The organism is Chryseobacterium salviniae, from assembly GCF_035819015.1.
In the GTDB taxonomy this organism is placed as follows: domain Bacteria; phylum Bacteroidota; class Bacteroidia; order Flavobacteriales; family Weeksellaceae; genus Chryseobacterium; species Chryseobacterium salviniae.
Genome location: NZ_JAYLAA010000040.1, coordinates 1 through 25,191 on the forward strand (window position 1 = coordinate 1; position 25,191 = coordinate 25,191).

19 protein-coding genes are annotated in these 25,191 nt (G+C 37.3%); 13 read left to right on the forward strand and 6 right to left on the reverse strand.

The genetic code is table 11. The features are described from left to right. The first annotated feature begins 561 nt into the window (after positions 1 to 561). From rpsA to SOP96_RS11850, 4 genes are all read left to right on the forward strand, one after another. Positions 562 to 2,358, forward strand: coding sequence for a 30S ribosomal protein S1 (gene rpsA / locus SOP96_RS11835; protein ID WP_326321146.1), 1,797 nt, complete (start codon positions 562 to 564; stop codon positions 2,356 to 2,358). A 217-nt stretch (positions 2,359 to 2,575) separates the two neighbouring features. After that, positions 2,576 to 5,173, forward strand: a complete 2,598-nt coding sequence (locus SOP96_RS11840) for a T9SS-dependent M36 family metallopeptidase (RefSeq protein ID WP_326321147.1) — start codon at positions 2,576 to 2,578, stop codon at positions 5,171 to 5,173. Between the two features lie 128 nt (positions 5,174 to 5,301). Further along, positions 5,302 to 6,273, forward strand: coding sequence for an EamA family transporter (locus SOP96_RS11845; RefSeq protein ID WP_326321148.1), 972 nt, complete (start codon positions 5,302 to 5,304; stop codon positions 6,271 to 6,273). An 81-nt stretch (positions 6,274 to 6,354) separates the two neighbouring features. Further along, on the forward strand, positions 6,355 to 7,347 hold the full coding sequence (locus tag SOP96_RS11850; RefSeq protein WP_326321149.1) for an alpha/beta fold hydrolase: 993 nt from the start codon (positions 6,355 to 6,357) through the stop codon (positions 7,345 to 7,347). A 59-nt stretch (positions 7,348 to 7,406) separates the two neighbouring features. Here SOP96_RS11850 and SOP96_RS11855 read toward each other — a convergent pair whose 3' ends face one another. After that, positions 7,407 to 8,369 (reverse strand): Gfo/Idh/MocA family protein, encoded by a 963-nt coding sequence (locus SOP96_RS11855; protein WP_326321150.1) that lies wholly within the window; start codon positions 8,367 to 8,369, stop codon positions 7,407 to 7,409. 129 nt (positions 8,370 to 8,498) lie between these two features. Here SOP96_RS11855 and SOP96_RS11860 point away from each other — a divergent pair, with 129 nt between their 5' ends. From SOP96_RS11860 to SOP96_RS11890, 7 genes are all read left to right on the forward strand, one after another. Then, entirely contained in the window at positions 8,499 to 9,152 is a 654-nt protein-coding gene (locus SOP96_RS11860; RefSeq protein WP_326321151.1) for a protein-L-isoaspartate(D-aspartate) O-methyltransferase, read from the forward strand. 116 nt (positions 9,153 to 9,268) lie between these two features. After that, positions 9,269 to 9,664 (forward strand): DUF1801 domain-containing protein, encoded by a 396-nt coding sequence (locus SOP96_RS11865; RefSeq protein ID WP_326321152.1) that lies wholly within the window; start codon positions 9,269 to 9,271, stop codon positions 9,662 to 9,664. A 196-nt stretch (positions 9,665 to 9,860) separates the two neighbouring features. After that, positions 9,861 to 10,841, forward strand: coding sequence for a 2-hydroxyacid dehydrogenase (locus SOP96_RS11870; protein ID WP_326321153.1), 981 nt, complete (start codon positions 9,861 to 9,863; stop codon positions 10,839 to 10,841). 134 nt (positions 10,842 to 10,975) lie between these two features. Continuing rightward, complete coding sequence (locus tag SOP96_RS11875) at positions 10,976 to 11,266, forward strand: hypothetical protein (protein WP_326321154.1); 291 nt, start codon at positions 10,976 to 10,978, stop codon at positions 11,264 to 11,266. A 201-nt stretch (positions 11,267 to 11,467) separates the two neighbouring features. Then, the gene (locus SOP96_RS11880) at positions 11,468 to 15,667 is read left to right on the forward strand and encodes a T9SS type B sorting domain-containing protein (protein WP_326321155.1); all 4,200 of its coding nucleotides are present in this window, start codon (positions 11,468 to 11,470) and stop codon (positions 15,665 to 15,667) included. Positions 15,668 to 15,867: 200 nt separating this feature from the next. Then, positions 15,868 to 16,284 (forward strand): endonuclease domain-containing protein, encoded by a 417-nt coding sequence (locus tag SOP96_RS11885; RefSeq protein ID WP_326321156.1) that lies wholly within the window; start codon positions 15,868 to 15,870, stop codon positions 16,282 to 16,284. A 287-nt stretch (positions 16,285 to 16,571) separates the two neighbouring features. Then, positions 16,572 to 18,557: a urocanate hydratase gene (locus tag SOP96_RS11890; protein WP_326321157.1), complete on the forward strand. Its 1,986-nt coding sequence runs from the start codon at positions 16,572 to 16,574 to the stop codon at positions 18,555 to 18,557. A gap of 345 nt (positions 18,558 to 18,902) precedes the next feature. Here the strand turns inward: SOP96_RS11890 and SOP96_RS11895 are convergent, their stop codons facing one another. From SOP96_RS11895 to gapS4a, 5 genes are all read right to left on the reverse strand, one after another. Further along, a complete protein-coding gene (locus SOP96_RS11895) occupies positions 18,903 to 19,304 on the reverse strand; it encodes a hypothetical protein (RefSeq protein ID WP_326321158.1) in 402 nt (133 codons plus the stop codon). A gap of 105 nt (positions 19,305 to 19,409) precedes the next feature. Next, positions 19,410 to 19,802, reverse strand: coding sequence for a hypothetical protein (locus SOP96_RS11900; RefSeq protein WP_326321159.1), 393 nt, complete (start codon positions 19,800 to 19,802; stop codon positions 19,410 to 19,412). Between the two features lie 2 nt (positions 19,803 to 19,804). Beyond that, positions 19,805 to 20,101 (reverse strand): hypothetical protein, encoded by a 297-nt coding sequence (locus SOP96_RS11905; RefSeq protein WP_326321160.1) that lies wholly within the window; start codon positions 20,099 to 20,101, stop codon positions 19,805 to 19,807. Between the two features lie 197 nt (positions 20,102 to 20,298). Then, on the reverse strand, positions 20,299 to 21,405 hold the full coding sequence (gapS4b, locus tag SOP96_RS11910) for a GapS4b family protein (RefSeq protein ID WP_326321161.1): 1,107 nt from the start codon (positions 21,403 to 21,405) through the stop codon (positions 20,299 to 20,301). A gap of 9 nt (positions 21,406 to 21,414) precedes the next feature. Then, entirely contained in the window at positions 21,415 to 22,350 is a 936-nt protein-coding gene (gene gapS4a, locus SOP96_RS11915; protein ID WP_326321162.1) for a GapS4a family protein, read from the reverse strand. 432 nt (positions 22,351 to 22,782) lie between these two features. Here gapS4a and SOP96_RS11920 point away from each other — a divergent pair, with 432 nt between their 5' ends. Both SOP96_RS11920 and SOP96_RS11925 read left to right on the forward strand, forming a co-directional pair. Then, a complete protein-coding gene (locus SOP96_RS11920) occupies positions 22,783 to 23,493 on the forward strand; it encodes a DUF6261 family protein (RefSeq protein WP_326321163.1) in 711 nt (236 codons plus the stop codon). A 120-nt stretch (positions 23,494 to 23,613) separates the two neighbouring features. Beyond that, the gene (locus SOP96_RS11925; protein WP_326321164.1) at positions 23,614 to 24,207 is read left to right on the forward strand and encodes a TonB-dependent receptor plug domain-containing protein; all 594 of its coding nucleotides are present in this window, start codon (positions 23,614 to 23,616) and stop codon (positions 24,205 to 24,207) included. The last annotated feature ends 984 nt before the right edge of the window (positions 24,208 to 25,191 follow it).

Sequence of the window (25,191 nt, forward strand, 5' to 3'; positions counted from 1 at the left end):
TTTTTTTGGGGCCGGGCGCCGCCCCCCCCCCCCCGGAACCAAAAAAATTAGCTCAGACAATTGCTGCAATCCGGGCTAGGGTTTCAGTAGCCATTACAATAATTGTCATGGTGACCAGTTTTGCTTTATTAAAATTTTTCTATTAGCATCGGAAATTCAGCTTTAAACTACATTTTATGGTGTTGATGTAATGAAAAAGACTTTATTACAACTGTGGCTGAGGTCCCCGAAGCCACCGTACCTGCTTTCCTAGCCTTGATAGAAACGGTTACCCCGCAGCAAGAGTGGAGGGCGCAGGCTTTAGTCGGGAGCGCACCGGAGCGAGGAGTATGAGTGGATAGCAAGATTAAGCTTCTTAAAAATATTGGCAATGAGCAGGTTATAATTAAAAGCGTGTTGCGTATGACGCTTGTTTATTTCAAATAAATGTTGTACTTTTGCACCCACTTTTGTGGCGAAAGGTTTGAAAAGTAAATAACTAAAAATTAATTACTTCCGTATTTTTCAATTCACATTCATTCAAACCGTTGAAAGAGAAGGAATACAAATTTTATTAGAATTATGTCAAAAGAGACAAATTCAGCAGAATTAATATTAAACCAAAACGTAGCACCTGAACAATTTGACTGGGATTCTTTCGAATCTGGTCTTGATGCTGATGCTAGAAAAGAGAAAAGCGATCTTGAGGAAATCTACAACGGATCTTTAAACAACCTGGACGATAACGACGTATTGGTTGGTAAAGTGGTTAGATTAACTGACAAAGAGGCTATCGTAGACATCAACTTCAAATCTGAAGGTGTTATTTCTCTTAACGAATTCCGTTACAACCAAGGCCTTAAAGTAGGTGATGAGGTAGAAGTAATGGTAGACAGAAGAGAAGACAAAACCGGTCAGTTACAATTATCTCACAGAAAAGCAAGAACGCTTAAAGCTTGGGATAAAGTAAACGAACTTCACGAAACAGGTGAAATCGTAAACGGTTTTGTAAAATCAAGAACGAAAGGAGGTATGATCGTAGACGTACACGGAATCGAAGCATTCTTACCTGGTTCTCAAATCGACGTTAAGCCAATTAAAGATTACGATCAGTTCGTAGGTAAAACAATGGAATTCAAAGTTGTGAAAATCAACCCTGAGTTCAAAAACGTAGTTGTATCTCACAAGGCATTGATCGAAGCAGATATCGAAGGTCAGAAAAAAGAAATCATCGCTCAGCTTGAAAAAGGTCAGGTTCTTGAAGGTACTGTTAAGAACATTACTTCTTACGGTGTATTCATCGACTTAGGAGGTGTAGACGGATTGATCCACATTACAGACCTTTCTTGGTCCAGAGTGAACCACCCATCTGAAATCCTTGAAGACGGACAAACTGTGAAAGTGGTTATCCTTGATTTCGATGATGAGAAAACAAGAATCCAGTTAGGTATGAAGCAACTTGAAGCTCATCCTTGGGATGCTCTTTCTGCTGACCTTAAAGTTGGAGACAGAGTTAAAGGAAAAGTAGTTGTTCTTGCTGATTATGGTGCATTCGTAGAAATCGCTCCGGGTGTAGAAGGATTAATCCACGTTTCTGAAATGTCTTGGTCTACTCACTTAAGATCTGCAGGAGATTTCGTGAAGGTAGGTGATGAAGTGGAAGCTGAAGTATTAACTTTAGACAGAGACGAAAGAAAAATTTCTTTGGGTATTAAGCAATTAAACAAAGATCCATGGGAAAATATCGAAGCTAAATATCCTGTAGGATCCAAGCATGTAGGAACAGTAAGAAACTTCACTAACTTCGGTGTATTCGTAGAATTAGAAGAAGGTATTGACGGATTAATCTATATCTCTGATCTTTCTTGGACGAAGAAAATCAAGCACCCGTCTGAATTCTGTGCAGTTGGTGATAAATTAGATGTTGTAGTTCTTGAATTAGATATTCAGGCAAGAAGATTATCTTTAGGTCACAAGCAATTGACTGAAAATCCTTGGGATGCGTTTGAAACGAAGTATGCTGAAGGAACAATCCATGCTGGTAAAGCGGTAGAAGTTCACGATAAAGGAGCTTCTGTACAATTCGAGGATGCTGAAGTTGAAGCGTTCTGCCCATCAAGATTATTGGAGAAGGAAGACGGATCTAAAATCAAGAAAGGGGAAGAAGCTGATTTCAAAGTAATCGAGTTCAACAAAGAATTCAAGAGAGTGGTAGTTTCTCACACAGGAATCTTCAGAGATGAAGAGAAAAAGAATGCAAGAGAAGCTTCTAACAACAGATCTAACAATACATCATCTTCAAACAATGAAGAAAGATCTACTCTTGGAGATATTGATGCATTAGCAGAATTGAAAAGAAAAATGGAAGAAGGTAAATAATCTTCACATATTTTTGAAATAGGCCACTCGTTTGAGTGGCTTTTTTATTTTATACATATTTTGCGAATATTTTTAAGCTATTTGAACAAAGTAAAGTAATTCTTTATAAGGTGAATTTATTAATTTTTAATCTATATTACTAATTATTTATAAATAAATTTTAATTTAGTTGTTTTAATTGTATTTTGTTTTTAATTTAGCTTTTTTATTTGCTATTATGAAAAATGATAAATTGCAATTGTTATTGGCTATCTGCATGTTTTTACCCTCTTTTATTTTTGGTCAGGATCATGAAAACTTAATAAAAGATTATATCTCTCAAAATAAGATCAGGGAATACAAAAAATCTGATCTTACAAACTTCATCGTTGATAATATTGACAATTCAAAATCAATGAACGCTGATGTTGTAAAATTTCAGCAGACCTATAACGGATATCCGGTTTATAATGCTGAAGGGACAGTACTCATCAGGGATCGGAAAGTTATATATTATTCAGATACATTTTTGAAAGATTATAATTCCGCACTATCGGCTGTTCCGGCAATAACAAAAGTTAAAGCATTGCAAAGAATTTCTGAAGAACTTCAACAGCCGGAAATCCAATCATATCCAATATTAGCATTTGATGAGCGTGAACCTGAAAACGATAAAATGGTAAAGCAGAGATTAGTATATGTTTCTGATAATGGAATCCTGAAACTGGCCTATAACTTTTCTGTTCCTGAGCCGAATGCGCTGCATTATTGGGATATTCTTATTGATGCTGATAACGGAAAAATGATCAGCAAAACAGATCTTAATCTATCTTGTAATTTTCATCACGACGCTTATTCTCATCATGAAGATCATTCTCAACATCATTTTATTGGTCCTGTATTGGAGCATTCAAAAAATATTTTTTCACTATTAGCTCCGGATAATGCAAGTTATAATGTTTTTCCTTTACCCATTGAAGCTCCTACTTTCGGTTCAAGATCTGTTATCAGTAACCCATGGATTTCGTCAGCCTCTCCTGAAGGATGGCATTATGATGGTAATACCCGCTATACTATTACAAGAGGGAATAATGTCTACGCATATGAAGACAATGCCGCAGTGAATTCAGCCGGATTTTCCCCGGATGCTGGCGCAGCAAGAAATTTTAATTATTATTTCGGAATTAATGATGATCCTTTTACCAATCAGAGTGCAGCTATTACCAATTTATTTTATCTGAATAATAGAATACATGATATCTTTTATACCTTTGGATTTACTCCTTCTGCAAGAAATTTTCAAAATACCAATTTTGGATTGGGCGGTTCCGGAAACGATTATGTGCAGGCAGAAGCTCAGGATGGAGGAGGTACTAATAATGCAAACTTTGCAACACCTGCCGATGGAAGCAGGCCGAGAATGCAAATGTTCCTCTGGTCTACTGTAAACCGGGTCTTTTTTTACAATGCTCCAAGCGTAGCCGCGAATAGGCAGCCGGGAGCAGGAACAGCAACATTCGGGACTGCTCTTGATGCTGTAGGAATCACCGATAATGTTCAGTTATCATCCGTATTAGATGGTTGTACAGCAATTCCAGCGGGATCACTTAGCGGAAAAATAGGTTTGATAGAAAGAGGGAACTGCAATTTTACTGTGAAAGTAAAGAATGCCCAAAATGCCGGAGCCACTGCTGTAATCATATATAACGATTCAGCGAATGGTGATGCTATCGGGAATATGTCTGGAACAGATGCCACTATAAACATACCTTCTGTCTTAATTTCAAATACTGAAGGAGAGTATATCAAGACCCTCATTTCAGTCAATACGACTGTAAATGTAACGTTAAAAAATGATCCTGCACTTGGTATAACTCCTGATGGAAGTTTTGATAATGGCATTGTTGTTCATGAATATGGACACGGAATTTCAAACAGATTGACAGGAACGGGCTCCAACTGCCTAAGTTCCACTTCAAGCAGAGAACAAATGGGAGAAGGATGGTCAGACTTTTTTGCCTTAATGCTTACCAATAAGCCAGGTGACAATTCTTCTATCCCGAGAGGAATCGGAACTTATGCAATAGGGCAACCTACAATAGGCAAAGGAATCAGACCTGCCAGATACTCGCCGGATTTTGCAGTCAATGATTACACTTACGGTGATACAAACGGTATGGAATTTACAAATTCAAACGGACAATTAGTGCCGGATGTACATTCAATAGGGTTTATTTGGGCCTCTGTGCTTTGGGATCTTCACTGGCAATATGTGGCAAAATATGGCTATTCATCAGATGTTACAGCCAATACAACCAATGGGAGCTCAAGAGTGCTGCAGCTCGTTACCAATGCTTTAAAACTTCAGGTTTGTAATCCGACATTTATAGATGGAAGAAATGCAGTACTTAATGCAGAATTGGCAATGACACAAGGTGCAGACAGATGTATGATCTGGAGAACTTTTGCCAAAAGAGGGTTGGGTGTAAACGCTTCAGCAGGATCTAAAACCAATATTAATGATCAGATCGAAGACTTTACGACACCGGGAGATTGTATTTTGGCAACCGATGAAGTCAATGCAAACAATAATACAATTTCTATTTATCCTAATCCTGCTAAAAATGAATTTTTCATTAATTTCTCAGGTAAAATTTTAGGAAAAGTACGTGTTGAAATTTATGATATGTCCGGTAAACTGGTTTCAGCAGAGAATAAAGTGTCTCCTGATACTAAGAAATCAATTTCTACTGATCAGTTAGTAAACGGAACTTATCTTGTAAAAGTAAAAGGAATCGGAATCGATGCAACATCGAAACTGATTGTAAAAAAATAAATTGATATAAAATCAGCAGAAATATTCAGGCGCAAGCGAAGCTTGCGCCTGAATATTTTATCTATAATCACCATGCCAAATTATTTCATTTATTAGCCGTACCTTTGCAGGCTTTTAAAAAATGAATCATGCAGAAGAAAAATATATTGAAAGGAGTATTGTTTGTAGGAATCGGAGCCAGCATCTACGGAATGCTCGCAACCTTTGTAAAACTCGCTTATCAGGACGGCTATACAACTTCAGAAGTTACCACCTCGCAGTTTGTTTTAGGCCTAATCGGGCTTTTGATATTAAATTTTATTCAAACCATTACATCAAAAAAAACACTTTCGTCACCTAATTCCGGAGAAGTGAGAAACTTACTGTTGGCAGGGACTTCTTTAGGCTGTACAAGCTTGTTTTATTATATTGCCGTACAGTATATCAATGTTTCAATTGCGATTGTGCTGCTGATGCAGTCGGTATGGTTTAGTGTTGTTGTTGAAAGCTTTACGACCAAAAAGCTTCCGCAGAAGCGGAAAATTATATCGGTAATCATCGTTTTGGCAGGAACAGTTTTGGCGACAGATTTGGTCAATACACAAATTGAACCTGATTTTAAAGGGATATTTTGGGGCCTAATGGCAGCATCATCATACACGCTTACCATGTTTACCTCAAACAGACTGGCCACCCATCTGCCGGTTTTCAGGAAAAGTATCATCATGCTTGCCGGAGGGTCTGTTATCATCTTTTTGTTCCTAATTTTTGCCCAGATCGGACCGCTATATATTGATGGTTTAAAAAAAATCTATCTCAATTTTACGGAAAATACCGAACATATCCATGTTTTCAGATATTCAATTCTTTGGAAGTACGGTTTTATTCTGGCATTGTTCGGAACAATCATTCCGCCGATTTTATTTAATATCGGTTTTCCTAACGCAGGACTGGGATTGGGAAGTATTGTCTCTTCCCTGGAGCTGCCGGTTTCCGTAACGATGGCTTTTGTGTTGTTAGGCGAAAAAGTTGGCATTATCCAATGGATGGGAATTGCAATGATTCTTTTCGCAATTGTCTTAATGAATCTTCCCTCAAGAAAGGATATTGCTGTGGTATAATGTTTGAAGAAATATCGTATCTGAAGAAAAACAGTCAAAACCATCTCTTCGACAAAAATTTTTAATTTAAAATAAATCTTTATGAAATATTTTAAGAATATTCTTACTGCATTACTATTGATGCTTTCCGGTATGCTTTTTTCGCAAATAAAGCCTCTTGATGCAGAACTCACCAATTATCAATACCCGTTTGAAGTACATTTTCTGAAGTTCAGATCCCAGAATAACGATCTCAAAATGGCGTATATGGATGTAAAACCTAAAAACTCCAACGGAAAAACCATTATGCTTCTTCATGGTAAAAATTTTAACGGAGCGTATTGGGAAAAAACGGCAAAAGCTCTTTCAGATAAAGGCTTCCGGGTAATTATTACGGATCAGATCGGCTTTGGGAAATCATCCAAACCGCAGCATTATCAGTTCTCATTTTCACAGCTTGCCGAAAATACAAAAGCAATTTTAGATCAGCTTAATATAGATAAGACCATCGTTTTAGGACATTCCATGGGCGGAATGGTTGCCACGAGATTTACCCTTCTTTATCCTGAAAGAGTTGAGAAGCTGGTTCTTGAAAACCCAATCGGACTGGAAGATTACAAAACATTTGCGTCCTACCAGACAATAGACCAAGCGTATCAATCCGAATTGAAAAATACGGCAGAATCATACAAAAATTATCAGCTTAAATTTTATTATGATAATAAATGGAAACCTGAATATCAGCCCTGGCTGGATTTGATTGCCGGCTGGACCTTACACCCGGATTACCCGAAAGTAGCTTGGAATGCTGCTTTAACATCGGATATGATTTACAATCAGCCTGTTTGTTATGAGTTTAAAAATATTAAAGTTCCCACGCTTTTAATCATCGGAACAAGAGACCGAACTGCTATTGGAAAAGACAGAGCGCCGAAAGAGCTGCAGCCCAAAATGGGACAGTATCAGCTGTTGGGCAAAAAAACACAGCAGGAAATCAAAGGTTCCAAATTGGTGGAGCTGGAAAGCGTAGGCCATCTTCCGCATATTGAAGTCTATGATCAATTCTGGAATGTATTATATGATTTTATCAGGTAAGCAAAATAATTCCGGCTGCCAGGAACTGGCAGCCGGAATTTTATTTCAAATTTTTCCAATCAGGAAATAAGTTCCATAATCCGTAAAGCTACTTTCAGGGCTTCCGTTCCGTCTTCAATAGGAACTTCCACATTTTTATTTTCCATAATAGAGTCAGCGAAAGAATTTAGTTCATCGAGAATAGCATTATTCGGCTGAATATCAGGATATTCAAATAAAATCTGATTCTTTTCACCGTCCGCATTTTCAATAATCATATCAAAAGGAGTAGGATGTTCCGGTGCATCTTTCATTCGGATCACCTCGGCTTTTTTCTCCAGAAAATCAACGGAAATATAAGCGTCTTTCTGGAAAAAACGGCTCTTTCTCATCGCTTTCATAGAAATTCTGGAAGTGGTAAGATTGGCAACACATCCGTTTTCAAATTCAATTCTCGCATTGGCAATGTCCGGAGTTTTACTCACCACACAAACGCCGCTTGCATGGATATTTTTTACTTTCGATTTTACAATGCTTAACAAAATATCAAGATCGTGTATCATTAAATCCAGCACTACCGAAACATCCGTTCCGCGCGGATTAAATTCCGCAAGTCTGTGGATTTCAATGAACATCGGGTTTTTAATATATTCTTTGGTGGCAATAAAAGCTGGATTGTATCGTTCAACATGGCCTACCTGCGCTTTGATTCCCTTTTCCCGGCATTGTCTTAAAAGCTCTTCAGCCTGCTCAAGCGTTTGGGTTACCGGTTTTTCTATAAAAAAATGAAGACCTTTTTCAATGGCCTGTAAAGCATAATCGTAATGATAAATAGTAGGTGTTACAATATCGAGCATGTCAATTTTGTTCAGCAATTCATCAAAATTTTCGAAATAAGGATATCCGAATTCTGCTTCAAGTTTTTTTCCGTTTTCAGCATCTTTATCATGAAAACCTACAAATTCATATTTATCCGACTGATTCAGAAGCCTTAAATGAATCTTTCCCAAATGTCCGGCACCTACCAAACCTGCTTTTAACATACGCTTATTAAATTTTTGTAAATATAAGAATTTTAGAAACGGTAAACAGATGATAGGTTTTAGGTTGATAAATACTGAATGTTTTTTTACTTTTGTAAAAATTAAACCTGAAATCTAAACTAAATTTAAATGGCGCAAGACTCGTTTGTACACAAAGGAAAAAGAAAAATTTTGGTGGATTATCTCAGGAACAGAATCGGGATTTCAGATGAAAATGTACTTTCGGCAATGAATGAAGTTCCGAGGCATCTCTTTATAGAAAGCATCTTTGAAGATTTTGCCTATGAAGACAGGGCTTTTCCTATTCTTGCCCATCAGACGATTTCTCATCCTTCAACTGTTGCGGAACAGTCCGAGCTTTTACAGGTAAAAGAAGGTGAAAAAATCCTTGAGATCGGCACAGGTTGCGGGTATCAGACAGCCGTTTTACTGGCAATGAAAGCATTGGTATTTACCGTTGAAAGACAAAAAGATCTTTTTGATTTTTCTAAAAAGAAATTCAGGGAAATGGGCCTTTATCCTAAATTTCAGAGTTTTGGCGACGGTTTTGCCGGGCTTCCCACTTTTGCTCCTTTTGATAAAATCATCGTGACCTGCGGCGCTTCCGTTTTACCTACCGAATTGCTGAAACAGCTTAAAGTGGGCGGTAAAATGGTGATTCCTTTAGGTCCTGCTGATGAACAGGTTTTATACAGGTTTACCAAAATCTCACCAACCGAATTTGAAAAAGAAGAGTTTGGAGCCTATAAGTTTGTTCCGATGCTCGGAAAAACTAATCAATAATCATATAAAGGAAAAAATTTCAATACTTTATTGATATTTTGCATATATTGAAACGGTCTCAATAATCTAAGTAATTTGATGGTTCTAAATTAATCATAAAAAAAAATCAAGATAAGATGAATTCCAGCATTCTAAATTACAACGAATCACAAACAGAATCTGATAGATTAATTTGTGAAAAACTCTATGAAATCATTAATGAAAATCTTGTTGATTCTGATTCAAAAATCTGGCACGCTCATCCTGTCTGGTTTTTAGATGGAAATCCTATTGTAGGCTATAGCAAACAAAAAGGAGGAATCCGATTAATGTTTTGGAGCGGAAAATCATTCAATGAGGAAATTTTAGATGTTCTTGGCGAAAAGTTTCAGGATGCCTCTGTTTTTTACAATGATATCTCAGAGATTAAAGAGAATGTTATTAAAAGATGTTTAGAAAAGGCTGAAAAAATTCAGTGGGATTATAAAAATCTGGTTAAGAGAAAAGGCCAGCTCATTCAAATAAAAAAATAATTGGTTATTTCGGAATGAAAATTGAATTAAACTAAAAGCCTGACATAAAAAAGAAGTCCTTCGCAAAATGGGCTCCTGAGATTAGGTGAATAATGAGATACCAACAATCAATAATTTTTAATAGCAAACCATAAAGACCTCATTTTCTTGAAAATGAGTTTTTTTATTAAAATAATTTAACCTGTCACAAAGTAATATGAAAGTATTTATCAATAAACAGATTCCGGAAATAGGAGTTCACATGCTGGAAGAGGCAGGTCTGGAAGTTTTCATTCCTGACCACGATAATTTGCCGAGAGAAGAATGGATAGGATATTGCCAGAGCCACGATATGATTTTAAGTGTAGGATCTGAATTTAAATTTGATATAGATTTTTTCAATGAATGTCCGGATTTGAAAGCCATTGCTCTCTATTCTGTTGGTTTTGATCATGTCGATATCCAGGAAGCCAACCGCAGGAAAATCCCAATAGGAAATACGCCCGATGTGCTAAGCAAAGCGACTTCGGATATTGCATTTCTTCTGATGCAGTCGGTTGCCAGAAGAGCGAGCTACAATTTTGAAAAAGTAAAATCCGGTAACTGGGGAGATTTTGATCCGCTTCACGCACTCGGACAGGAACTCTACGGAAAAACTTTGGGCATTTTTGGATTGGGTAGAATCGGCTATGAAATGGCTAAAAAGTCGAAAGCTGCTTTTGATATGGAAATTATTTACCATAATCGCCACAGAAATGAAGAAGCTGAACAAGAATTAAATGCAAAATATGTTTCCTTTGAAGAACTCGTTTTACAATCTGATGTGCTGAGTATTCATGCCAACTTCAAGCCCGAGCAGGAAGAACTCTTCAATGCATCGGTTTTTGAAAAAATGAAAGAAAATGCCATTTTTATAAACACTGCAAGAGGAGGATTTCACAACCAAAAAGAGCTTTATGAAGCGCTCGCTGAACATAAAATATGGGGAGCCGGTCTGGATGTAACCAACCCGGAGCCTATTTATAAAGACGATCCGATTTTGGAACTGTCAAATGTTTGTGTTCTTCCCCACGTCGGTTCGGCAACCGTAGAAGCAAGAAACGGGATGGCAAAAATAGCCGCAGAAAACCTTATTGCCGCTTCAAAAGGTGAAAAAATGCGAGCTTGCGCCAATCCTGAAATTTATTCTGAAAAATAAAAAACTAATTGATTTTATTCTTAAATTTAATGTACCTAATATTAATATAGTTTTACTGTAGTAATAAATCAAACCACCTGTTGCAAACTTGGAATTATTTTTGTTTATGTTGAATAACACTAAATATAAATATTATGATACCCGAAAACAGCGAACAGGAACAGGAAAGAAGACTGGAGCAGAGAGATTATCAGCCTTCCGAAGATATCTTCAATCAGGAAGAACACATTCCCTTAGACGGAGATGGAAAGCCCGTTTTTAATGAAAATACAGAAGACGATACGTTAGATAAAGGACTTGATATCCCCGGAACCGATGACCAGGCCGGAACCAATGATATTGGGGAAGACGAAGAAAACAGCTATTGGGGATACAGCGATAACGAAGACGACCACGAAGAACAAAATAACGATTTGATACGTTAACCTTGCCTTAACCGGTAGGGTTTTTTTATTGTTTGACTTTAAAGAATTATTAAATTTTCTCAGTTAAAAACCTAAATGTTGAAAGAAGATTATATAAATGTTAAGCATATTAATTTAACATAAATAATTACCATTGGTGTGGGAATTACAGTTTTTAATTATTAAATTTATCATTGATTAGTGATTAATTATAATTAAATTATGCTGAAATATTTACAAATTTTGTTCGTTTCCATTAGCATGTTCACATTTTCTCAAGCTCCTGTAAATGTGAAGGTGAAAGATGCCGCAGGAAATGAAAGTTTTAACGTTACTTGTAACAATAATCTGGACACAAACGGATGCATAGCCTTAAATGTTGAATATCCTGTTCTGAGGCAGACAGCAAGCTACCAGGTCAGCCAGGAACCCTACAGTCCGCCAGTTCCTATTAATCAGGGAACACCGCTTAATGCCAATTACGATGACCTATTTGCAGCAAAGCTGGATCTGCCGTTTAAATTTTGCTTTTATAATCAATATTTTCAATCGCTGGTTGTAGGTTCCAACGGAATGGTCACCTTTGATCTCACGCAGTTAGGGAATATCAATTATCCGAACGTACAGTGGACGAATCCAAGTCCAAATCTTCCGAAAAACTCTATTTTCGGAGTTTATCATGATATTGTGTTTTCTTCGGGAGATGCGTCGGAAATTTATTATTCTACCGTTGGAACTGCTCCGTATAGGAAATTTGTCATTAATTTTTTTGAAGGCCGCGTCTCCGGATGTACCGACAGATCCTCCTCACAGATTGTTTTGCACGAAACAACCAATATCATCGAAGTTTTTGTTGAAAAAAAGCTTACGCCGTGTCTAACCCGGAAATTTGAAAATGCCTTAATCGGTGTTCTCAACAGTGACGGAACACAGGGTGTATCTCCTGCAAACCGTAATACAGGGGTTTGGCAGTCTCTCCAGGAAGGATGGAAATTTAGCCCGTTGGGAAATGTGATTGAACCACAGGTTACCTGGACAAATGCTGCCGGACAAACTGTAGGAACAGGTGTTCAGACAACCGTTTGTCCTACCCAGAACGATACTTATACGGCCAATGTAAAATTTAACATCTGTGGAAACAGTGAGCTTACCTTAACGGATGCCTTTCCGATAACCTTCGATCCCACCTATCCCGTAGCAAAAAATTATACCCAGAACTTTTGTGGAAATACCTCAGTCAATCTTACCTTAAGCAGTTTTCAGGGAAATGTCACCACGCAGAATCCTGCAAATTTTCAGTTCAGTTTTCATACCAGTCAGCAGGATGCGCAAAACAATATTAATCCGCTGCCAAATAATTATTCACTCACAGCCAATACGGTTTTATATGTCAGAATTCAGAACCCGGCTGCACCTTCCTGTTTCAGGATTGCGGTGCTTACCTTAAACCTTATTTCTAAAAGTTTGCTTACAAATACAATTGAAATCTGCGACACCAATAACGACGGAGTAGAATCCAATTATAATGTAACTTCTTTAAATCCGGAACTTTTCCCTGCCGGAACCACCGGAATTTCTTACCATCCTTCTCAATCTGATGCCCAGAACAATACAAATGCATTAACCACGGTAAATATTACATCGGCTACCAATCTCTGGATAAGATTGCAAGACGGTAATTGTACCTATATTTTAGGGCCTGTTAATTTTCAGCTAACGCCGGGGGTGAACTTAACAAATCCTGTGAACTTTACGTATTCGGTGTGTGATATTAATGCCGATAACCAGGAGCCATTTAATTATTCAACGGTTATCGGTCCGCTGATTACCAATCAGAGCGGGGCTGTATTTGAAGCGTATAATACCTATAATGAAGCATTTTCCGGAGCGGGAACAGCTTTAAATACCATTAAAAGCGGAATCTATACTATTTACATCAGAGTTGAAATTCCAAACGGGTGCTTCGCGGTAGCTACTGTAAATATGAATGTCACCTTCACAAAAATTGTTGCTAATGAGAAGAAAGAATACATCTGTTTCAACGGAACAGAAGATATTACGGTGAATCTTTCTACACTCATTGCCGGAATGCTGGTTTCTCCATCTTCAGTTCCTGTTATAGAATTTTACGCGACAGCAGCAAATGCCAATGCAGGAATCAATCCTATCAGTCCCAATCAGACGATTACAACAAACGGAAATCTTGTTACACAGACTTATTTTGTTCGGTTTGAAAATTCTGATGATTGCTTTACCGTACGACCATTATTGGTAAATCTTGTACATCCTGTAATTGTACAGTCTGCATTTACAGTATGTGACTTCAATAATGATAATACCGAAAATGTACAGCTTTCCCAGTTCTCTCCGGCAATTATCGGAAATCAGAACGCCACAACGATTTTCTACCAGACTTCAGCGAATGCCATTGCAGGAACCAATCCGATTACCAGTATTTCTTTAAATGGAGCACAGCAGATTTTCTTAAAAATAACATCGTATAACTGTCAGCAGATTTATCCGGTGAATCTAAGCCTTACCTCAACACCAACGGTAAATCCTGAAGTTAATATAACGCTTAACAGCATCTGCGATAATAACAATGACGGCAGTGAAAACTATAACCTAACCCAGGCTCAGCCCCAGATTTATTCAGGATCAAATGTAAGTTTTACCTATTATCTGAATTACAATCCTGCAACAAATGTATTTTCCGGTCAGATTGCCAATCCGGCACAGTTTCCTGTTTCTGCAGGAAGTGCAACGGTGTATGTAAAAGTAAAATTCAATAATAGTGAATGCTTTTCAGTTTCAAAACTCAACATTCAGATCGCATTTTTACCGCCGGTTGTTTTAAATCCAGCCGTTCTGGAAAAATGTGATGAAGAATTTAATCTGAATGAAACATTCGTGCTCAGTGATGCAGTTTCCCAATTATTTATTGCCTCACAGAATACGTATCCTTTGTCATCAATAACAATCACCTATTATAATACTGCAGCTCAGGCGAATGCAGGAAATCCGGCCAATCAGATTGGACCGTCCGTAACAACAACTGTTTCTTCCGTTCAGGTATGGGTGAGATTTCAGTCACAGACTACCGGGTGTTATTCCGTAGCGCCAATCCAGCTCAAAACGTATTTTCCGCCGAAAGCTATTAACTCAACCATTACCGTCTGCGATGAAAATTTAGACGGAAGCTACGAAGTAAATCTCTTGAATTTTACCAACCTCATGGTGGATATTCCGAATCCTGCCAATTCATTCTCTTTTTATCTTACTCAGCAGGATGCCACGAATGGAACCAATGCTATCGCCAATCCGGGTAATTTTTCAGCCAATCCTTTTCCTGCGCAGATATGGGTGAAAGTTCAGAACATTCCGGGCTGTGATGATATTGCTGCTGTAAATTTCACATTCGGAAACAAAGTAGTTTTACAGAATTCCGGACCTTTCACGATGGCGGTCTGTGATGCGGGAAATAACGGAACGGAAACTGTTGATCTCACACAATTCCAAAACCAGATCTATGCAGGAACAAATGTTACTTTCACGTATTATCCTTCTCTGGCTGATCTTAACAGTGGAACGAATGCTATTGCATCACCTTCAGCCTTTAACTATATTCAGGGGCCCGGCTCAAACATTGTCTATGTAAAAGTAAGTGTTCCCGGTTCCTGCCCCAGTGTTGCACAGATTAATCTGTCACTGAAATCAACGCCAATATTTGATATTCCGACGCTTTATTTCTGTCCGGAAGGATCACTGGATTATACCGTAAATATTGAAGGGTATACCATTACAAGCTATGTGTGGACGAATCCTTCAGGCCAGGTTATTTCAACAACAGATACCATCACCGGAGTTACGGTACTCGGAACCTACACCCTTACCGTCACCGCTGCTAATGGATGTACTTATACGGATACTTTCGAAATTAAACATTTTGATGTTCCCGTAATACAAAGCCTGGAATTCAACGGAAATACGGCGGTAGTGTATGCTACAGGTCTGCAGACCATCCTTTATTCTATCGATGGAGTAACATGGCAGGCCGGAAATACATTCTACAATCTGCCGACCGGAATTACCACCTTCTATGTAAAATACGTAAACAGCGACTGTATCGTAAAACAACAGGGTGTTGTTCTGGATATTAAAAATGCCATTACACCGAATGGAGATGGTATCAATGACCACTGGATCGTTAAGGACCTCCAGGTTTTTGGCGACAGAAGATCTACCGTTAAGATTTTTGACAGGTATTCGGTACTGGTATTCGAGCAGAGTTCCAATACCCAGTTTTTCTGGGACGGTACTATTAAAGGACGTGCAATTCCAACTTCCAGTTACTGGTATGTTATCACCCTTCCGGACGGTAGAACCTTCACCGGCTGGATTCTGGTAAAGAATAATAATTAAACCTTAATCAATTAATAAAAACCTCATTGAATGTTCAGTGAGGTTTTTTTATTTTTGAAAACATTCCTCATGCCCTCAAAGAATTTTCCTATGTGGATGTATAACGAACAGTAATTCCCCTCCTTCGGAGGGGTGGATTTGACCAACGGGAGAAGACGGGGTGGTTAAAAGAACAACAACAAATAAAAAAACAACAAATAATGAAAAAAGTCCTCACCGAAATAAACGGAATTGCCATTCGTAGAAACTTCGTAGAAAACCTACCTTATAATCCCCAATTAAAACCCTTATTAAACGGGAAAAGAAAAGCTGGAATCCTCAGTGAAGTTGTATTCTGGAAACAGGTTCGGGCAAAAAGCTTCCACCAATTACATTTCGACAGGCAGCGGATTATCGGGAATTATATCGTTGATTTTTATGTCAAAACATTAGGCCTCGTTATCGAAATAGATGGTTGGAGTCACCACAACAAAGAAATCTACGATGACGTAAGACAGCGATATCTCGAATCTTTAGGGTTAACAATATTCAGAACAACGGATTTTGATGTAAGAAATAACATCGCTGTTGTAATGAAAGACTTGGAAAATTTCATTATCGAACATTATAAATATTAATAAATTACTTATCTCCAGGATCAAAATTCCCCTCCTTCGGAGGGGTGGAATCGACCAAAGGGAGAAGACGGGGTGGTTAAAAACAGAACAACAAATCAATAAATAGCAAACTATAAGACCACCCCGTCAAAAATTCTTCGAATTTTCGCCACCCCTCCAGAGGAGGGGAATTTAATGCCCGTCAAATTTTCACGCATTAGTTGCAGGGATTTTTGAATTTGAATATCTTTAAAACCTTGAATTTTCAACCAACTGTAAACATTAAACATAGAACTTTAAACTGCAATATGACTTTCCAGGAACAGATACAGCAAGGCATCCCGAGCCAACTGCCACAGCCGAAACCATACGAAACCAACATCAACCATGCTCCCAAGCGTAAAGAAATTTTAGGCGAAGAAGAAAAAAAGCTTGCCTTGAAGAATGCTTTGCGGTACTTTGAGCCTCGGTTTCACGCAGAATTATTGCCTGAATTCAGGGAAGAGCTCGAAAAATACGGAAGAATCTATATGTACCGTTTCCGTCCGGATTATGAGATGAAGGCAAGGCCGATTTCAGAATATCCCGGAAAATCCGAACAGGCAAAAGCAATCATGCTGATGATTCAGAACAATCTGGATTATGCAGTGGCGCAGCATCCGCACGAGCTGATTACCTATGGCGGAAACGGAGCGGTTTTCTCCAACTGGGCGCAGTACCTTTTAACGATGAAATATCTGTCGGAGATGACGGATGAGCAGACTTTGGTCATGTATTCCGGGCATCCGATGGGACTGTTTCCTTCCCACAAAGATGCGCCGAGAGTGGTCGTAACCAACGGAATGATGATCCCGAATTACTCCAAACCGGACGATTGGGAAAAGTTTAATGCATTGGGCGTAACGCAGTACGGACAGATGACGGCGGGAAGCTATATGTACATCGGGCCGCAGGGAATTGTTCACGGAACAACGATTACCGTTCTTAATGCATTCAGGAAAATAAATAAAGAACCGAAAGGTGGATTGTTCGTTACCTCAGGATTGGGCGGAATGAGCGGTGCGCAGCCGAAAGCAGGAAATATCGCGGGCTGTGTTACGGTATGTGCGGAAGTCAATCCGAAAATCACCAAAATCCGCCACGATCAGAAATGGGTAAACGAAATTCATGAAAACCTGGATGAACTGGTGGCAAGAGTAAGAAAAGCGCAGGAAAACAAAGAAACCGTATCCCTGGCTTACCTTGGAAATATTGTTGAGGTTTGGGAAAAATTCGATCAGGAAAATTTAAGAATTGATATCGGTTCAGATCAGACATCGCTTCACAATCCGTGGGCGGGAGGCTATTATCCTGCGGGGCAGAGCTTTGAAGAATCCAATAAAATGATGGCTGAAGATCCTGAATTATTCAAAGAAAAAGTGCAGGAAACGTTGAGACGACACGCCGAAGCAATCAATAAACATACCGCCAAAGGAACCTACTTCTTCGACTATGGAAATGCTTTCCTTCTCGAAGCTTCCAGAGCCGGAGCGGATGTCATGGCGGAAAATCCTACACTCGGAAGAGAATTTAAATTCCCTTCTTATGTTCAGGATATTATGGGACCGATGTGTTTCGATTACGGTTTCGGGCCGTTCCGTTGGGTTTGTACCAGCGGAAAACCGGAAGACCTGCAGAAAACGGATGACATTGCCTGTGCGGTGTTAGAGGAAATTCAACAGCATTCTCCGGAAGAAATCCAGCAGCAGATGAAAGACAATATCCAGTGGATCAAAGGGGCACAGGAAAATAACCTGGTCGTGGGTTCGCAGGCGAGAATTTTGTATGCTGATGCCGAAGGCAGAATGAAAATCGCCGAAGCATTCAACAAGGCCATCCGAAACGGGGAGATCGGGCCGGTAGTGTTGGGAAGAGATCACCATGATGTTTCGGGAACGGATTCGCCGTACCGCGAGACTTCCAATATTTATGACGGTTCCAGATTTACCGCAGATATGGCGATCCACAATGTGATTGGTGACAGTTTCCGTGGGGCAACCTGGGTGTCCATTCACAATGGAGGCGGAGTAGGATGGGGTGAAGTGATCAACGGAGGTTTCGGAATGCTTCTTGACGGAAGCGAGGATGCCGACCGAAGATTAAAATCCATGCTGTTCTGGGATGTTAACAACGGGATTTCCCGCAGAAGCTGGGCCCGAAATGAAGGGGCTGTTTTCGCCATCAAAAGAGCGATGGAAGCAGAACCAAAACTCAAAGTAACGCTCCCGAATTTTGTGGATGAGAATCTTTTTTAATTTGACAATTTGAAAATAAGCTAATTTGAAAATATTTTCAATCATTCCGTCATTGCGAGGAGGGAACGACGAAGCAATCTGTTGAACTCGTCAAACTATTTGAAAGGATTGCTTCGCTTTGCTTGCGATGAAGGATACGTTCTCAATATATCCGATTGCAACGGTCGCCCTAACTGACGGAGTGACACTTGTATGGTTACCCACACTTTGTCAAAGTTCCGATCTTTGACAAAGTTTAAAAATAAGAAAACCTGCTGTACGGCAGGTTTTTGTTTTATGATAGCGCGGATTTGGAATCCTTGCTTTTTTATAGTACTCACAGATTGTAAATTTGCGAAATTGATTTTATTGAATTGGAATAACTAATCTATTACTTTCTTCCACTGACCATTGAACCTGGTATACATTTCCATCAATTTGGTCAAGCAGTAGAAAATTAAATGTATTTTCGGAAGGATATAGGGTAAATCTGCCATTCACTTCTTTTTCTTCACTTACTAATGGAAATTTATTAAGGTCCAATGTAACACGTGCATCCGTTTCTGTAATCCCAAAATGTACCTGCCACATTTTTCCATTTCGTGTATTTAACTTGATAAATGTCCAAAAATTTTTAGTTGGAAATAATTGATACACTTTGTTTTCCGATAATTGCTTCGACTTAATAACAGTATTTGGTTTTTCTTGGCTGAATAAAAAACTTAGAGATAAAATAAAAATAAAAGTAAAAATTTTAATGTTCATCATTAATTTTATTAAAACTATGAATTGATTGCGTGTAGTTAATTATTGCTTTATGTTAATTTTGATATTGTTTAAGCAACTATATTTCACTTTTGTGTATATAATTTATTAAACCATAACTTTGCTATTTAGAAAAATTATAATCAAAATATAAGCTATAATTAATAAAATTATTTTTGCACTAAAAAGTATCCAAGAAGTATAATTTAAATATTCAGGAGAATATATAATATCATCATCATTATTACCATTTCGCTTTTTCGTATAATAAAATACAGACCATGTAATTGATTGATATGTATATTGAAGTAGATCAGCTGCGAGGCTTAATATGATGAAGGTGGCAGCATATTTTAATGAAGCGTCCAGTATGATTTTATCTTTAACGGTTGTTTTGAATATCCAAATTATTGCAATGCCTGCCAAACTCAATTGTCTGGAAATATCACTTAATTTACCTGTAAAAGTGTAGTAATCTTGTTGATATTCTGAAAGTTTCATAATTATTTATTTCTGGGTCCTGTTCCTTTGATATTTGTTTTGATTTTACCTTCTTTTTGGCTTAACGTACTTCCTGCTATACTTTTTGAATCGGAAGAAGTTCTTTCATCTTTCAAAACTTTTGATGCGGCTGTTGCTGTCTTTTTTGAAGTGGTCTTTTTAGAATCTTTTGCTTGCGAAAGAGCACTTCCCGCAGAAGCTTTTGAATTTTTTCCAGTTGATGGACTATTTAAAACTTTAGAAGCTTTACTTGCTACTTTTGATGATGTTGCTTTATTTGAACCGTTTTTTTTTGCCATATTTACTGATGATTTACATTGTCGTATCAAATATAGAAAAACAGCAATTTATCAATCTCCGTATTTCTACTGAATTTTAATAATGTTAAAATAAAAAACTGTGTTTAAAATAACACGGATTTACATTTTATTTATGTACTTACCACGGACTACAAATCCACTATATTGGGTATTATTTAAACACACTCTGCCAAAGTTCAGATTTTTTTAAGTTTCTCATAACTTTCAACTTTCTTTATTTCAAATATTTCAAGCAACTTTTTTCTAATTTTATTTTCGTTACTACTATTTTTATGTTGCTTGTTAAATAGTAAATCAATAGTGATTTGAAAATCGGAATTTTCATCTTTTGATTTCACATAGTCTGGAAACCCTAAATTAATTGTTGCAAATGCGGGAATTCCTTCATAATTAACTTTGTATTTCAATTTGATCGAACCAAAAATTAATTTGGGGTAATATTGGATTTTATTTAATAAAATATGATTTTGTAAATCTTTGCCATTTATCCTTAAATTATCAATCTCATCTAAGAAAATTTTAACATCTGGATGGCTATCGACACTCTCATCTAAAGAAATCTCAATATCTGTGGTAGAAACATACTCAGTAAAAATATTAAAGTTTTCTGTAAATGAATAAAAAAATTGAATTCTCGTAGTATTGTCAAAATGATTAAATTTTACGGTTATTATGTCATTGGCAGATTTTATAATAGCTTTTTTAAACAGATTTTCCTTTAAAGAATTAATAATAATTGAGTTGACTTCCAATGTTTCTTTTGAAGTTGAGTTTTGTTGAACTGAAATTTGAATATCACCTTCTGAGTTTTTTTTTAAAGTTATAGAACCTTTATGATAAGTTTTATTTTGAGTCCAATCATTTAAAAGATTTTCTCTAACAATTTTGAAATCATATACAGCTGTATTTACATCTTCAAAGTAAAATGTAGGTTCACCGATAACTTGGTAATTTGGTTTATATGTATGTCTTTCAACTATTAATTGATTGATATCTATTTTTTCAGTTAAAATTTCTGGAAAATCAAAATCTTTCGAACATTTTATTGAAGAAGTCCTGTATTTAATACTTTCTTCTTTTGACTTTTGAGTTTCATATAATGATTCATAATCATTTGGGCTAATAATGCTTTTCATTAATAATGGAACAGAATTATTTTTTTCGTTATGTCCAAGAAAAATGCCCTTTTCCCGTAATAATAAGTTAATATTTGAATTGCTTATATTTGATTTAACAAGTAATTGACGTATGTAGTCACCTTGAGGTAAGATTTCTTTATTCATTTTGTGAAACTATTTATTTCGAAAATCGGAAGGGAATTGATTAATCTCTAAATTCTTATTTAAGATATACATTGGAAAATTAGTTAATTTTTCTTTTACACTTTTTTCATTTATTAAGTAATCATAATTTCTAAAGTTTAAAATTATTTTATTAACTGAATTTAAGTGGTCAAATGATTTTGCAAAATTTAAAAATTGTGCAAACTTTGATTCTTCAAAATAATCATTGATAAAAATTGACAGCAATATACCTTCTTTAGATATAATCCGTAATGCGATTATATCGGAATATAAATAATTTAAAGGAAAAATTTTACCAAAAGAATTTTGCTGTGAAACAATATTTAATCCACTATTATGATATACAAAATCAACATTTTCAGAACCGAATGTTTTTTTGACATTGAAAATACTGTCATATAAAAAAGTAACCTTATTATTATCTAGCAGGATAATTCTGTCAAAAATTAAATCACTGTCAATTTGTATATTGTTAACCTTTGAAATTAAATCGAAGCTTAAATCGCTTTTATTTGATAGCCAAACTAAGATTCCAACAGTTTCCGTTTTTGTAACTTCTGTATAATTTTGATTAAGGTTATTTATTATTTTAGAATTACTAAAACATTCAATTGTCTGTGCTAGGTCTGCTAAATGTTCTTTGAAAACTGTGGTCGGAGAATTTGGATATGAATCAGCAGTATATTTGGAGGAAATAATCCCGATGTCTAGACTGTAGTCTTCTAATGGGTTTCGATACGATACTAAACCATCTATTCCATGTGTTTTTCTATTTGATTCTGAGTTTTTTTTTCTGTGTTTTGAACCTTTTATGCAAGAAATAGATTCATTCTCTATAAGTGAATTAAAATTTAGAATGTTTTCAAAAATAAATTTACAAACATTTTCACCTTTTTCTCCAACTGATTTGGACCACTCTCCCATTTTTATTAGTTTTAATTATAAATTCAAATATAACGATTAATAATATTCTAAAAATGAGGTTTACCATAATAATCAAAAAAAATAACTAAAAAATAAATCAAATTATCATATTAACTCTTATACTCGCGAAAACTTAGAAAAATCTTTAAACTAGCATTCTCTATCTGAATTTTACTTAGGACAAGTCTGTTTGTAACCTCCTTCAACTGCATGAAGTCTCCCACAACTTGCGGGAAACCTTCTGCATCTGCATTTTGTATAAAACAAGTCTGTTTATAACCTCCTGCAATTGCATGAAGTCTCCTGCAAGTTGTGGGGAACTTCATGAAACTGCATTTTGTTTCCCGCAAAATGTTTTAAACTAAATGCAGAATTTTTTATATTTGTTCGTCTCAATTCATAAATAATTAACAATAAAAACACATTTCAAGTATGAAAATCTCATTAGTGAGGCTGAGTACCAAAGATCTGGCTACTCTTGCTCAAAGAATTATTTCGAATGCCCAGTCGGGAAAATACCCTGTTATTTCCAACCATCCTCTTGTCTCAGCGATACAGACGTCTTATGCGGCGTATGATGAGGTGTACACCAAGCAGATCTACAGCGGGAAAGGAGCGGATGTTGCCAGTGCAGATTCTGCACGCGATGCTGCGTACAAAAGCCTCAAGGCATTTCTCAACGGCTACCGCAAGCTTTCCACGGCAGTCAATTATCAGCTGGCCGAAGAGCTGTACCAGGTGTTTAAGCAGTTCGGACTGAACCTGAACCGATTAAGCTATTCGTCGCAGACTGCCCAGATGAAAAAGCTGATTGAGGAACTGGAACGCCCTGAAAACGCACAGAAAATCACCGCCCTTTCTCTTGATGCAGCATTCAACGAGATGAAAACAAAGCATGAAGCTTTTGAGCTGATCTTCGCCGATCAGGCGGAAGCCAATGCAGACCTCCGTCAGATGTCCAGCGCATCGGCCATCCGAAAGGATCTTGAGAAAAACCTGAAATCGTATTTCAACCTGCTCACGGCCATGAAGGACGTACCGGGATGGGAGCTTTTCTATAACGATGTGAACGAACTGGTAAAAGCCGCCAAAAATTCTTCATACGGAAAAGGCAAAGAAAACGATCAGCCTAAAAGCGAATAGCTTTATCGACCCAGCACCGCGCTGGGGTTTTTATGACTGTACGGAAGGATTATGGAAAATAAATGACATGCCTTTCCAACCTTTTCAGCGGGCACTGCATCTTTATAATAAAAGTATGCTATGAAACTAACGATACCAACCCCATGTCATGAAAACTGGAACCGGATGTCTCCCGCTGAACAGGGAAGATTCTGCTCCGTATGCTCTAAAACCGTACAAGATTTTACCGCCGTTCCCGATGAAGAAATCGTTGACGCTTTTTCGCAAAATTCGGAAAATGTCTGCGGGCGTTTTAAAACGTCACAGCTCAACCGCGACCTGCAGTTTTCCTTTATCAACAACCTTTTCGCAAAGTTTGCGGTAGGTTTTATCCTGACCGCCGGAGGATTTACCGCTGTTAAAGCCCAGCAATGCGAACCTAAACGCGACAGCCTGGACGGGGAAAAAATTAAAGGAAAAGTGGTTTCGCCTGTACAACAGGATTCTGTTAAAACGAGAAATATTGTTCTGGGAGGCATCCATTCCGAAAGCATAAGAACGAATGTTCCTTTGTATGTGGTTGATGGAAAAGTAATGAGTGAGAAAAGATTCAGAAACATTGATACCCAAAATATTGAAAGCGTACGGATTATAAAAGATGAGCCTGCTATTGCCGCTTATGGAAGGAAAGCGAAAAACGGCGTTATTGTAGTGACGATGAAGGTAAAACGGTGATCTTAAAACAATGAGTAATTGTTTTGAAGTGGGTTGTTGTTATTCTGAATAGAGCGAAGCGGCGTGAAGAATTTTTAACCGCAGATTTCTCGGATTTGCACGGATGATTGAGTATTTATGGCGTGGGTGAGACTCTTCCTTCGTCGGAATGACAAATGCGAATGATTTTTTATAACAATAAATACTTGTTTGATAGTTCGGCGGTTTGTAGTGATGGATGTTCTAAACCACCCCGTCAAAAATTTTTTCAAATTTTTGCCACCCCTCCAATGGAGGGGAATTTTTATTGGTGTTGATTGGTATTGGTTGTGTCATTCTGAATAGAGCGAAGCGGCGTGAAGAATTTTTAACCGCAGATTTCTCGGATTTGCATTTATGATTGAGTTTTTATGGGGGTGTATGAGATTCTTCCTTCGTCGGAATGACAGTGGCGAATGATGTTTTAATAACAATAAATACTTGTTTGATAGTTCGGCGGTTTGTAGTGATGGATGTTCTAAACCACCCCGTCAAAAATTTTTTCAAATTTTTGCCACCCTTCCATTGGAAGGGAATTTTTATTGGTGTTGATTGGTATTGGTTGTGTCATTCTGAATAGAGCGAAGCGGCGTGAAGAATTTTTAACCGCAGATTTCTCGGATTTGCACGGATGATTGAGTGTTTATGGTGGTGGATGGGATTCTTCCTTCGTCAGAATGACAAATGCGAATGATGTTTTTATAACAATAGATACTTGTTTGATAGTTCGGCGGTTTGCAGTGATGGATGTTCTAAACCACCCCGTCAAAAATTTTTTCAAATTTTTGCCACCCCTCCATTGGAGGGGAATTTTTTTGTCTTACTTATTCGAGGGATGGAGAATTTTAGATATCATATTAATTTTATTTTAAATAGAACAAATCTATTAATTCAACCTTTTTAAAATCAATTTTTAGGTCTACCTTTATTCTATTCAAATAAAAAACACTTACTATTAATTAATAA